The organism is Hydrogenophaga intermedia, from assembly GCF_023715105.1.
GTDB classification, from domain to species: Bacteria; Pseudomonadota; Gammaproteobacteria; order Burkholderiales; family Burkholderiaceae_C; genus Hydrogenophaga; species Hydrogenophaga intermedia_A.
In genome coordinates this window covers 1-12,675 of record NZ_JAMBNO010000015.1, presented here as the reverse complement: position 1 = coordinate 12,675, position 12,675 = coordinate 1, and the positions used below count along the sequence as shown (strand labels likewise).

8 protein-coding genes and 2 pseudogenes are annotated in these 12,675 nt (G+C 61.4%); 6 read left to right on the top strand and 4 right to left on the bottom strand.

The window, feature by feature from the left end:
• Positions 1-41 precede the first annotated feature (41 nt).
• Positions 42-830 carry a SulP family inorganic anion transporter gene (locus M3149_RS14905; protein ID WP_251710335.1) on the top strand — a complete coding sequence of 263 codons (789 nt, stop codon included), beginning with the start codon at positions 42-44 and terminating at the stop codon, positions 828-830.
• A gap of 415 nt (positions 831-1,245) precedes the next feature.
• On the opposite strand, the pseudogene M3149_RS14900 reads toward M3149_RS14905, so the two are convergent.
• Positions 1,246-1,737 (bottom strand): annotated as a pseudogene (locus M3149_RS14900) (transposase); the annotation flags it as partial.
• A 149-nt stretch (positions 1,738-1,886) separates the two neighbouring features.
• Here M3149_RS14900 and istA point away from each other — a divergent pair.
• Positions 1,887-3,134 carry an IS21 family transposase gene (istA, locus tag M3149_RS14895; RefSeq protein WP_204735973.1) on the top strand — a complete coding sequence of 416 codons (1,248 nt, stop codon included), beginning with the start codon at positions 1,887-1,889 and terminating at the stop codon, positions 3,132-3,134.
• The gene (gene istB, locus M3149_RS14890; protein ID WP_070401349.1) at positions 3,131-3,988 is read left to right on the top strand and encodes an IS21-like element helper ATPase IstB; all 858 of its coding nucleotides are present in this window, start codon (positions 3,131-3,133) and stop codon (positions 3,986-3,988) included. The genes istA and istB overlap by 4 nt, the downstream gene beginning before the upstream one ends.
• 72 nt (positions 3,989-4,060) lie before the next feature.
• On the opposite strand, the pseudogene M3149_RS14885 reads toward istB, so the two are convergent.
• Positions 4,061-4,707 (bottom strand): annotated as a pseudogene (locus tag M3149_RS14885) (IS3 family transposase); the annotation flags it as partial.
• Between the two features lie 306 nt (positions 4,708-5,013).
• On the opposite strand from M3149_RS14885, the gene M3149_RS14880 reads away from it, so the two are divergent.
• Positions 5,014-5,766 (top strand): TorF family putative porin, encoded by a 753-nt coding sequence (locus M3149_RS14880; protein ID WP_251710334.1) that lies wholly within the window; start codon positions 5,014-5,016, stop codon positions 5,764-5,766.
• Positions 5,767-5,860: 94 nt separating this feature from the next.
• On the opposite strand, the gene M3149_RS14875 is transcribed toward M3149_RS14880, so the two are convergent.
• Positions 5,861-6,996, bottom strand: a protein-coding gene (locus M3149_RS14875) for an IS3 family transposase (RefSeq protein ID WP_411914398.1) whose coding sequence is annotated in 2 segments (ribosomal slippage) — positions 5,861-6,741 and positions 6,741-6,996 — 1,137 coding nt in all. Because the reading frame shifts where the segments join, the coding sequence is not laid out codon by codon here.
• Positions 6,997-7,190: 194 nt separating this feature from the next.
• Positions 7,191-8,246, bottom strand: a complete 1,056-nt coding sequence (locus tag M3149_RS14870; RefSeq protein WP_251710333.1) for a porin — start codon at positions 8,244-8,246, stop codon at positions 7,191-7,193.
• 400 nt (positions 8,247-8,646) lie between these two features.
• Here M3149_RS14870 and M3149_RS14865 point away from each other — a divergent pair, with 400 nt between their 5' ends.
• Both M3149_RS14865 and M3149_RS14860 read left to right on the top strand, forming a co-directional pair.
• Positions 8,647-9,735, top strand: coding sequence for an IS5 family transposase (locus tag M3149_RS14865; RefSeq protein WP_251710332.1), 1,089 nt, complete (start codon positions 8,647-8,649; stop codon positions 9,733-9,735).
• A 169-nt stretch (positions 9,736-9,904) separates the two neighbouring features.
• Positions 9,905-12,379: a heavy metal translocating P-type ATPase gene (locus M3149_RS14860; RefSeq protein WP_251710331.1), complete on the top strand. Its 2,475-nt coding sequence runs from the start codon at positions 9,905-9,907 to the stop codon at positions 12,377-12,379.
• Positions 12,380-12,675: the final 296 nt, after the last annotated feature.

Here is a 12,675-nt window from a genome sequence, read left to right as displayed (position 1 = left end):
CAGCGAGGTGGGGACTGCTGGGTATGTACCTTCCGCGGGGTTTGTCGGTCGGCGAAACCCTGCGCGTCGTGCTCACCGCCGACCAAGGCGCTCAGGCCCTCCCCGTCATTGCCGTGGCAGGAACGCTGCTGATCCACACGCTGGCCCAGCGTTACATCCGCTGGGCGCCACCGATGCTCCTGGCTGCACTCGGCGGCACCGCCCTGACGTGGCTGGTGGCCAGCCACACCGGCACGCAGCCCGAAAGCCTTGAGGAACTGCCCAGCGCCTTGCCGCCGCTCTCACTTCCTCATCTGCACCACGTGCCCGACCTGACCGGTCCGGCAATGGTCATGTCGTGGCTGGCTGTAACCGAGGCCATGGCCATTGGAAAAATGATGACCCAGCGCGCACGCGAGCATTTCAATGGCAATCAGGAGCTGATCGGTCAGGGGCTGGCCAACCTTGCCGGGTCGTTCTTTTCGTCTTACCGGGCGAGCGGCTCGTTCAATCGCGCTGGGCTCAATGTGGCGGCCGGTGCAAGGACCGCGCTGGCGGCGGTTATGGCAGCCGGGCTCTTGGTGGTGATCCTGTTCTTTGTGGCGCCCTGGACCCGGTGGCTTCCTTTGCACGTGACTGCCGCCCTGCTGCTGATCGTTGCCTGGGGGTTGATAAACGTGCGCGCGCTTGGGCTACTGTGGCAAAAGGAACCGGTAGACCGGCTGGCTTTGATCGTGACGTTTCTTGGTACGGTGAGCATATCGCTGGAACAGGCCATTCTGTTTGGCTTGACCACCGCCTATCTTTCGCGGAAAACCCTGCAATGGCTCCGTTCTGATCGGAAGCAATAGACACACAGCCTGCACTTTCCCGGAGCCGGGGGAGAGAAGCTCGACATCTTCCCCGCAGGTCGCAACACCCTCTCGGCAATGCTGTGACGACAAAGACCTCGCCACAAACAAAAAGGCCCTCGTTTCCGAGGGCCTCATTGACAAGCAAGTGCTTGATTTTGTTGGTTGCGGAGGCAAGATTTGAACTTGCGACCTGGGTTATGAGACGGCCTTTCTTGCTGTGTAGGTACAGCGGGCTCTGTAGGCTTGCGCCTTCGGTGAGAAGTGGCCCCGCTTGTCTGAACAGATTTACCCCGAGAGATAAAGAGACTGCGTGCGGGTTGAAGAGGTGCAGAGTTGTCCACGGCGGCGGTGGTCGCTGTGCGACGAACCGACCGACGCGGTGGGCAACTCGGGGCGCACCGGGATTTTCATTCTAGGCAGCCACGGCCAGCTCGGGCAGCAGCGCCCAGTAGGCCTGCTCGGGCGTGCGGTCCTCGATGCGCGAATGCACACGCTCGCGGTTGTACCAGTCGATGTAGGTGTCCAGGTCTGAGCGTGCAGCGCTCACCGCCTCGTAGGCTTGCAGGTACACCCGCTCGTACTTGATGGTGCGCCACAGCCGCTCGACGAACACGTTGTCGCGCCACGCCCCCTTGCCGTCCATGGACAGGCGACATCCTCGCGAGAGCACCGCGTGGGTGAACTCCTCGGCCGTGAACTGACTGCCCTGATCGGTGTTGACGATCTCGGGCACGCCGAAGCGGGCGAACGCCTGCTCGATCACCTCGCTGGCATGGCAGGCCTCCAGCGTGATGGCCACCTTGTGAGCGAGCACCCGGCGGCTGGCCACATCCACCACGGCCGTGAGGTAGACGAACCCGCGCTTCATCGGGATGTAGGTCGTGTCCAGCGCCCAGACCTGATTGGCGTGTCACCGCCGGATGAATACTCCCCGTATTGGCCGGTTGAATTTTCCCCAGTTTGAAGCTTGAACAGGCAGCGGGCCGAGGCCCGCTGCCTGTTCGTCCACTTGACCGACCATTGGCTCCCGACCGTCGTGGAGCTGGAGGCCAGGTGCTCAATCTGAAGGGACTGATGATGATTTTGGAGCTACACCGGCAGGGACTGCCGATCTCCGTGATTGCCCAGAGAACCGGGCATGACCGCAAGACTGTTCGCAAATACATCCAGCGCGGACTTGCCGCTCCCAAGTACAAGCCCAGAGCCGCTCGCACTGGCGCTCTCGACGATTTCCGTAGCTACTTGCAGGAACGACTACAGGCCTGGCCCGAGTTGACCGGCTCCCGGCTGCTGCGTGAGATCCGGGCGTTGGGCTACCAGGGCGGCAAGACGATCTTGAACGACTACCTGCGCCAGATCAGGCCGGCGCCCGCGCCGGCCTTCGAGGTCCGTTTTGAGACTCCACCCGGCCAACAGGCCCAGGTGGACTTTGCCGAGTTCAAGGTGCGCTTTGCCAGCGAGCCCATGGAACGCAAGATCTGGCTCTTTGCCATGGTGCTGGGCCACAGCCGATACCTGTGGGCTCAGTTCGTGATGCACCAGGATCTGCCAACCGTGCTGCGCTGCCACATGCAGGCCTTCGAACACTTCGCTGGCGCACCCCGCGAGATCTTGTACGACCGGATGAAGACCGCCGTCCTGGGCGAGCCTGAGCAGGACAAGGCCATCATCTACAACGCCAAGCTGCTGGCCTGTGGTGCGCACTACGGCTTCGCTCCTCGGGCCTGCCAGCCCTATCGGGCCAAGACCAAGGGCAAGGTGGAGCGCCCGTTTCGCTACATCCGTGCCGACTTCTTCATGGCGCGCTCATTCGTGGACCTGCAGGACATGAACCGCCAGTTGCGCCTCTGGCTCGATACCGTGGCCAATGCGCGGTTGCATGCCAGTACCCAGCGCGTGGTGCAGGAGCATTTCCAGGAAGAGCGCCCAAGCCTGCAGGCCTTGCCTGCCGGTCGTTTCGATGCGGTGTTGCGCCAGGAGCGGCGCGTCAGCAGCGAGGGCTGCGTGAGCGTTGGCGGCAATTACTACAGCGTGCCCGACGGCACCCGCAGGCGCACCCTGGATGTGGAGACCACCGCCGATCAGGTGCGCATCCACGAGGACGGACAGCTCATTGCCGTACATGCCTTGCTGCAGGGGCGCAAGCAGCGCTCGGTCCTGCCCGGCCACCGGCATGTACCCAGGCGATCGACATCCCATGGCCCGCGTGATGCGATCCGTATCCTGCCCGGCCACGCCGTGAGCACCCGACCGCTGAGCTTCTACGAGCAGATCGGCCGCCAGCTCGGAGGCCGCCCATGACCGCCTCGACCACCGATCGCATCCGCCGCCACCTGGTGGGATTGAAGATGCCACGTGCCCTGGAGACCTTGCACACCACGCTCTCTCGCATCGAGCAGGGGGAAGTCTCTGCCCTGGAGGCCATCGAAGCCCTGCTAGGCGAGGAGTTCTCCACCCGCGAGAGCCGGCGCATCAAGATGGCGCTGCAGACCGCGCGCCTGACCACCGTCAAGAGCCTCTCGGGCTACGACTTCAGCTTCCAGCCCGGCCTGGACCGTCACCGCGTCATGGCACTGGCCGAGCTCGATTTCATCGAGCGCAAGCAGTGCGTGCACTTCCTGGGCCCACCGGGTACCGGCAAGTCTCACCTGGCCATCGCCCTGGGCTTCGAAGCGGTCAAGGCCGGCAAGAGCGTCTTCTTCGCCACCCTGGCCGAACTGGTGGACTCCATGCGCAAGGCCGAGCGCGAGGGCAAGCTGCGCGAGCGCGTGAAGTTCCTCAGCCGCTACAGCCTGCTCATCGTCGATGAGATCGGCTACCTCCCATTGGGCTCAGGGGGCGGCAATCTGTTCTTCCAACTCGTCAACGCCTGCTACGAGCGCAGCGCCATGGTCATGACCAGCAACCGCGGCTTCGGCGAATGGGCCGAGATCTTCGGCGATGCCGTCGTCGCCACCGCCTTGCTCGATCGGCTACTGCACCACGCCGTGGTCATCCCCATCGAGGGCAACTCGTACCGCCTGCGCGAGCACGCCGCCCTTGTCCCCGAGACCATGCGAACCCGCTCCTCATTGCTCGACCCCCAGGCACAGCAACCCATCAAACGCCGACCCGGCAGACCACCCAAGGAGCCACGAGACCCCATCACGGGCTGATCACCCGCACACACCAGGTGGGGAAATTTACTCCGGCCAATCTGAGGAAAATTCAACCGGCGTTGACATGGCGCGGCGGATGGCCACCTTGCGCAACAGGTAGGGGTAGACCTTGTGGTGTGGGTGGCGCTTGCTGGTGCCAGGCTGCGGGCACAGGGCCTGGATGCCCATGCGCTGCATGAGCGTGCCCATGTGGCGCCGCCCGACGTGAATGCCCTGGCGCTGCAGTTGACGGCGCAGCATACGAGCGCCCATGAAGGGGTGCTCCAGGTGCAGCTCGTCGATGCGGCGCATGAGCGCCAGGTCACTCTCGCTGGTGGGGCGGGGCTGGTAATAGACAGCGCCGCGGCTGATCTCCAGCAGTCGGGCCTGGCGCACCACGCTCAAGGGGTGTTCACGGTCAATCATCGCTTTGCGCTCAGCAATCCCGCCTTGGTGAGCGCGCTTTCTAAAAAATCATTCTCCAGCGCCAGCTGCCCGATCTTGGCGTGCAGCGGGGCCAGATCGACCGGCTGGGGGGCCGAGCCGGCGCCGAAGACGTCGGCCGCGCGATCAAGCAGCTGGCGCTTCCATTCGTTGATCTGCGTGGGGTGCAGCTCGAACTCCTTGCAGAGTTCGGCCATGGTCTTGTCCTCGCGCAGCGCAGCCAGCGCCACCTTGGCCTTGAACGCTGCGCTGTGGGAGCGGCGCGTGCGCCGCCCAGATGCCTTCTTGTTCATCACAAGCTCCTTATGGCCAGCCCGCCTTGGGCCGGCTCAATGCACGGAGCCTGCTTTATCTCACCTGTTCAGATTTGCGGGGCCACTTCTGTTGCACGAGGAAAGTTGCTCTTGAGTCACGAAATGACGCCACAAAAGCCAAGATTGCTAGCGTTTTCTGAAAACGTTTGCAGTTTTAGTAGTGAAATACGATGGCAGCGCGAGCTGTCTACGTCGAGTCCCGTGCCCTAGTTGCTTGCAATCGAGGGTGGGGGCACAAGCTCCGACTCGGCTTTTATCTGTTCCTCACCACTTTAAAGCCTACTCATGAAAGCAATCACCTCCCCCAAAACACTGGTCGTCCTTGCCCTGGGCGCCTTCCCCCTGTTCGCCAGCGCTCAATTGAGTGCGAATGTCAGCCTCGTCACCAACTACAAAACCCGAGGCCAGGACCAGGATGTGCGCGAAGGCAAGCTGCGGCCCGCACTACAAGGCGGCTTCGACTACGTCCATGCCAGTGGCTTCTACGCTGGCAACTGGAACTCGACGGTCAGCTTCCAGACGAGTGCCACGGGCCCTACTGCCAACTTGGAAAGCGATCTATACGCCGGCTATAAATTTGAAACAGGCGCTCTTGGCTGGGACGTCGGGATGCTGCGCTATCACTACACGGGTGCCAGCGCTGTCAACACCACTGAGGTGTACCTAGGCGTGGGCTGGGGTCCACTGAGCGCCAAGTATTACCACACCGTTTCTGACGACTATTTCAATGCTGCTGGCTCCGCGCTCGGATCGGGCTTGAAGGGCAGGGGGACTGGCTACCTCAACGTGGCCTACGCGCAGGAGATCATGCCCAAGTGGACCTTGAAGGCGTCGCTGGGCTACACCTCATACAGCAGCGATATCGCTCTGCCCAACTACGTTGACTACAGTGTTGGCGCTGCGTACGACCTGGGTGATGGGTTCTCTGTTTCGGGCGCCATGGTCGGTGCATCCAAGAAGAACTCATTTCTCGGCAAGGTGGATGGCGGTTCTGTGAACGCAAACACTCTAGTCGTGATGTTCACAAAGGCGATGTGATCATTCAAGATTGACAGAAGCCTTGCAAAACGCGACCTGATTTGACCTGCCCCCTGTAGACGTACCAATCAGAAGTGGAAGTCCGGGGCGAAGGTTAATCGATGGTGTTGGGGGTTGATGGGAGTTGAGCTGCATCGCCAGCGCGCTGGCGATGCAGCTCGGCGAAGCGAGCCGGTGGCATGCGCCCCAGGCTGCTGTGTGGCCTGACCTCGTTGTAGTCCGTGCGCCATGCGGCTGCGGCCACCCTGGCCTGGTGCAAGGTCTGGAACCAGCACTCGTTCAGATGCTCGTCGCGGAACTTGCCATTGAAGCTCTCGATGTAGCCGTTCTGCATGGGTCGCCCAGGCTGGATGAGGATGTGGCGGATGCCGTGTGCCTGCGCCCAGGCCATGAACGCCCGGCTGGTGAACTCCGGCCCGTTGTCGGTGCGAACCACCTGGGGATACCCGCGAAACAGCGCAGCGCGGTCCAGCACGCGCGTGACGTACTCACCCGAGATGCCGAAGTCCACCACGATGTCCACGCTCTCGTGGCTGAAGTCATCGGCCACCGTGAGGTACTTCAGTCGCCGCCCGCCCGAGAGGCTGTCGCTCACAAAGTCCATGCTCCACACTTCGTTGACCGTGCGCGCCAGTTGCAGCGGCATGCGCTCGTTGACGGGTCGCTTGCTCTTCTTGCGCCGGCGCACGGCCAGGTTGGCTTGCCGGTACAGGCGGTACACGCGCTTGTGATTGACGCCAGGAAACTGCGGGCGCAGCAGGTCATGGATGCGCCGATAGCCAAAGCGCCGACGCACGTGTGCGATCTCCACGATCTTCTCGTGCAGATCCAGCGTGGCCTGGTCGGGCTGTGGTGGATGGCGGTAGCTGTCGCGGGAGAGCCCCACAAGCCGGCACGCACGGCGTTCGGACAAATGGTGCTCGCTCACCATCCGCGTCACCGCCTCGCGCCGGGCCTGTGGGGCTAGCGCTTTACCCCCAGAACGCTCTTGAGCGCGTGCATGTCCAGGTGCGCTTCTGCCAGCAGCCGCTTGAGCTTGGCGTTCTCGGACTCGAGCTCGCGCAGGCGCTGGGCTTCAGAGACCTGCATGCCGCCGAACTTGGCGCGCCACTTGTAGAAGGTGGCATCGCTGAAGCCACCGTTGCGGCACAGCTCCTTGATCGGCATGCCGGCCTCGGCCTGCCGCAGGAACCCGATGATCTGTTCCTCGCTGAATCTGCTCTTCTTCATGTCCGTCATTCTCCTGGTGGTTGACGGACTTCACGAACTTCAGACTGGTACGGCTGGTGGGGGGCAGGTCAGATTACCGTGACAGCTTCCATGAAAAAAGGCTCAAGGACCAGAAGGTCCTCGAGCCAAATTCACCAGGAGCACTTTATACGCCGCAGCACATGACATCACGTCCGGCGCTGCGGCTCTTTTTTTCAGAACGAGTGACGCATGCCGATGGAGTAGCCGGTTGCACTGTCGCCGGCAGCAATAAGTGGAGAGGCCAGGGAAGACGACGAAACGGCAAAGCCGCGAGCGGCGTTGCTGTCGTTGTTCACTCGAGCGAACAGGCCGTAGATCTCGGTGCGCTTGGACAGCTTGTGGATGTAGCCAAAACCCAGCTTGGAGGAGTCGGCATCGACTTGATTCCTGGCATCGAAGCGCGTGTAACCGATACGGAGCTCGCCTGACAGCCCAACCGGAGCCGAGGCGCCCAGGGTGTAGGCATTGACGCCGCGGCTAGCACCACGCTCGGTTGCAATCAGCAGCATCGGCTTCACGAACCCGAAATCGTACGAAGCGCCCAGGTTGACGGCCTTGTAGGTCACTTCCTGTACCGCAGTACCGGCCTTCAATTGGGCATAACCCAGTGCAATGTTGAGTGGGTTCATCTGATACCCGACGCGGGCCGAGATGATGTTGCCTCGGTTGTTGTTCGGCTCGCTGCTGGCGCGCTCACCAAAGGCGTATTGCATCTGACCATGGAAGCCTCCCATCTTGGGCGTCAGATACGAAACGATATTGCTCGCGCGTTTGGAGTGGCTACCCTCCTGCGTGCCCGCAGCGGCAGTTGCGTTGCCGAGCATGTTGTTGGCACCGTTGCCGGCCACACCGATGTCACCAAACGGGTCAAAGGACTCCACGTTCAGATACGACGCAAGCTTGTCCCGGCCGAACCGGACCTCGCCAAAGCCACCGATCAACCCAACCGTGGAACGTCGATCAAAGCGAAAGGCAGTACCGCCGTTGTCCACTGCGACGCTGCCTTCCAGCCAGAAGCTGGCCTTGAGACCGCCGCCCAAGTCCTCCACTCCTCGAAAGCCGAGACGGCTGCTGGATTGTTCACCGCTGGAAAGACCCGTGACGCTCGCACTGTCGCTGGACAGTCGCGTCACGGACGCGTCGACAACACCGAAGAGCGTGGTGCTGCTTTGCGCAAACGCCCCTGCAGAGGTTGCGAGAATCGAAAGGGCGATGAGAGAGTGTTTCATGTCGTCTATTGCTGTGCAGTTGAGTTGGACCGTGTTCCCTTGCGACATACATCGCAAGGACTCGGTGGAACGACAACCCAAGTCGGGCTGACACGGCTCATTAGACCTATCCAATGTGACAAAACGAGGACGAAAACGCACTTGGCGACCTCCGCACCATGGATAAAAATTATCCAACGCGAACGTGACGTGAACATGACTTTTGTGAAATGTTTTCGGTGCACGTGTTAGCCGTTCCAGAATCCAGCATTCACAGGCTTCTTCGCAAACGCATTGCGAGCAAAGCGCTGCTCTGTCCTCTGCAACTCAGTGGCTTAACAGGCCGTTGAAAAATCCCCCGTCGCTGCCTTTGTCGGCCGCTACGATCTGAAGCCATGCAAGAATCACTCAGGCGAGGACGATGAGAGGCAACCCAGACTTCCAGGGGGCGATGTTCAGCTACATCAGCCTTGAAGAGAGAGTGCCGCAGGCACACCCGCTGCGCAAGTTGCGCGCGTTGGTCGACGCGCTGCTGGCAACGATGAACCACGAGTTTGAGGCGGTGTACGCCCGCCGTGGCCGCCCCTCGGTGCCGCCGGAGATGCTCTTGAAGGCCCTGCTGCTGCAGATCCTGTTCTCCATCCGCAGCGAGCGCCAGCTGGTCGAGTCGGTCAACTACAACCTGCTGTACCGCTGGTTCGTGGGCCTGAACATCGAGGACAAGGTCTGGGACCATTCCACCTTCAGCGCCAACCGCGAACGCCTGTTCAATGAAGACCTCGCCCGCGCCTTCTTCGAGCGCGTCAAGCTCAGCGCCCAGTGGGGCAAACTTGCCAGCGACGAGCACTTCAGCGTCGACGGCACACTCATTGAGGCTTGGGCCTCGCACAAGAGCTTCAAGCGCCGTGACGACGACAGCGGTGCGCCACCCGGGCGCAACCCGGAAGTGGACTTCAAAGGACAGCAGCGCTGCAACGACACCCACGCCAGCACCACGGACGCCGACGCGCGGCTGTTCAAGAAAGCCCAAGGCGACAAGTCCCGTCTGTGCCACATGGGGCACATCCTCATGGAGAACCGCAACGGGCTGATCGTGGACGTGCAGATCACCCACGCCAGTGGCACGGCAGAGCGCGAGGCGGCGCTGGCCATGCTGGGGCGCCGGGGAAACAGGAACAAACGCGCCACTGTCGGCGCCGACAAGGGCTACGACAGCAAGGACTTCATCAAAGGCTGTCGCAAGCTCAAAGTAACGCCGCACGTGGCGGCCAAGGACAAGCACTCTGCCATTGATGGGCGAACCAAACGGCACGAGGGTTACAAGAGCAGCCTGAAGGTGCGCAAGCGAATCGAGGAGGCCTTTGGCTGGATCAAGACGGTGGGCGGTCTGGCCAAGACCAAACTGATCGGTCAAGCCAGGCTGGCGGGCCAGGCGCTGCTGTGCTTTGCCACCTACAACCTGGTGCGCATGGGCTCCATCGGTGGCTGGTGGGACGCGCATCATGCGTGAAACACGGGGTCAGTGCGCCCGAAACGGGCAACATGGCCTGCAAACAGCCCGAAATGGCAGTCGCAATCGTCGTGACGAGGCTTCTGGGCAACCCGTTTCTTCGAAATCCACGACCTTGATGCGTTCGATGAGCACTTTTTCAACGGCCTGTTAAAGCGACCATCTCGTCATGTCCGAAAAGCTTCGCGTCGACCTTTCTGTTCTGCTGCCGAGCATTCCTGGTGAAGCAGATGCATGCGTTCAGCGACTTCAACAGCTGCTGAGTAACCGGGTCGGCGTCGACGAAGTGCATATCCGACCCGGCGCTGCTGACAAACCGCCGCAGTTGTGCATCCACTATGACCCGGACCAGCTTTCGTTGACGCGTATTCGGGAACTTGCAAAAGCCGCTGGCGCGGAGATCTCTAGCCGCTATGGCCACCTGCAGTGGCAACTGGATGGGATGAACCATCAAAGAAAGGCCGCGTCCGTCACCGACCGTCTGCAGAAGATGGCAGGCGTTCTTGAAGCAAGCGCGAACGCTTCAGGGCTCCTGCACATCGAATTTGATCGCGAGAAGACCTTAGAAGATGTGATACGTGCCGAACTCTCGAGCCTTGGAGCGACTCCGCGCGCAGCGGAGAAAGACCATAGCGCTCATAACCACGATCACGATGACCACAAACACGCATCCGGTGGGCACAAAGGGCACCAGCATGGCGGTGTGTTTGGTGCAAACAGCGAAATGATCTTTGCGCTAATCTGCGGCGCACTTCTTGGCGTGGGAGCAGCCACGGAAAAGCTCGTCACCGGTGCACCAGCCTGGCTTCCTCTGGCTTTCTATGTCATTGCGTACTTCTTCGGCGGCTTCTACACACTGCGTGAGGCCATCGAAAATCTGCGACGCAAGCGTTTCGAGATCGATACCCTGATGCTGGTAGCAGCTGCCGGCGCAGCCGCTCTAGGCTCCTGGGCCGAGGGCGCGCTTCTTCTGTTTCTGTTCAGTCTGGGCCATGCACTCGAGAGTTACGCCATGGGTCGGGCAAAGCGCGCCATTGAGGCATTGGCGGAACTGGCGCCAGACACCGCCACCGTCCGTCGCGATGGGCAGACATCCGAAATTGCAGTAGAAGAACTCGTGGTCGGTGACGTCGTCCTGGTGCGGCCCAACGAGCGCCTTCCCGCCGATGGATTTCTTCTGGTAGGTACAACAAGTATCAATCAGGCGCCCGTCACTGGCGAGAGCATGCCAGTCGATAAGCGCCCGGTCGATGATGCTGCCCTCGCTCGCTCAAGGCCTGATGCCATCGAAGCGGCCTCCCGCGCGTTCTCGGGCACCATTAACGGCGCACATGCCATCGAAATTGAGGTGACACGACGCTCCACTGATTCGACCCTGGCTCGAGTGGTCAAGATGGTCAGCGAAGCGGAGACGCGCAAATCTCCGACGCAGCGGTTCACGGACCAGTTCGAACGCATTTTCGTGCCCGCTGTTCTGTTGCTGGCGTTCCTACTGCTGTTTGCCTGGGTAGTCGTGGACGAGCCGTTCCGCGATAGTTTTTATCGCGCCATGGCGGTTCTTGTGGCTGCCAGCCCATGTGCGTTGGCCATCGCGACGCCTAGCGCAGTGCTGTCAGGCATCGCTCGCGCGGCGCGAGGTGGTGTTCTGATAAAAGGCGGAGCTCCTCTTGAAGAACTCGGCTCACTCAATGCAATGGCATTCGACAAGACCGGCACCCTGACGGAAGGCCGACCTCGAATCACTGATGTGGTGACAGCCGAAGGCGTCACCGAGACGGAGCTGCTCGCTGTAGCAGTTGCTGTCGAGTCCTTGAGCGACCATCCGCTGGCTGCTGCCATCGCACGGGATGGTCGTGAGCGCTTGGGGCAACAACCCATTCCAACCGCCAGCGACCTTGAGAACTTGATTGGGCGCGGGGTCACTGCCCGCGTGGACGGGCAGACCGTCTGGATTGGCAAGGCAGAACTATTTGGAAGTAATGGCATCGCCCCATTGGGTGCTTCGGCCGCATCGGCCATTGAACGTCTGCGCGAAACAGGTCGCACATCCATGGTTGTGCGCCAAGGTGACCGAGATCTCGGGGCCATCGGTTTGCTCGACACCCCGCGCGAAGGCGCACGTGATGCGCTGAAGCAGCTTCGAGAGCTCGGTATCACCCGCATGATCATGATCTCCGGTGACCACAAGAAAGTGGCCGAAGCGGTCGCCAGCGAGGTGGGACTCGACGAGGCCTGGGGCGATTTGATGCCCGAGGACAAAGTGGAGGCGATTCGCAAGCTTCGCGAAGAAACCAAGGTGGCCATGGTTGGTGATGGCGTCAATGACGCACCCGCCATGGCCAACGCGACCGTGGGCATTGCCATGGGGGCAGCGGGCTCAGATGTGGCACTGGAAACCGCTGATGTGGCGCTCATGGCCGACGATTTGAGGAATCTCCCTTTCGCGGTGGGCTTGAGCCGCCACACGCGTTCGGTAATCCGCCAGAACGTCTTTGTGAGTCTCGGCATCGTTGCGGTCCTAGTCCCGGCGACCATCATGGGTCTTGGCATCGGAGCGGCCGTTGCCGTTCATGAGGGTTCGACCCTTCTGGTCGTTTTCAACGCGCTACGCCTACTGACATACAAAGGCCGCGACAAGGAGTAGAACGGGCCACACACCATAGGTGCGCAGCCCGTCAATGAGTGCCTCGCGTGATGCGAGGCCCTGAGAAACATCACTTCAAATTAAAGCGCACCGAACCGGCAGGCTTTCCCGCCAAAGTTACCCTGGCGACGGCCTTGCTCCCTGAACCGCCCCGGCTTTCGTGGAGGCTGGTTGGTTTAAGTCAGGCCTCCGCCATGGAGTCCTGATTGGCGAGATGCCGCCAGTAGTTTGCCTCAGCCTCTGCCGGCGGGATGTAGCCGATGGGCTCCAGCAGTCTTTGATGGTTGAACCAGGAC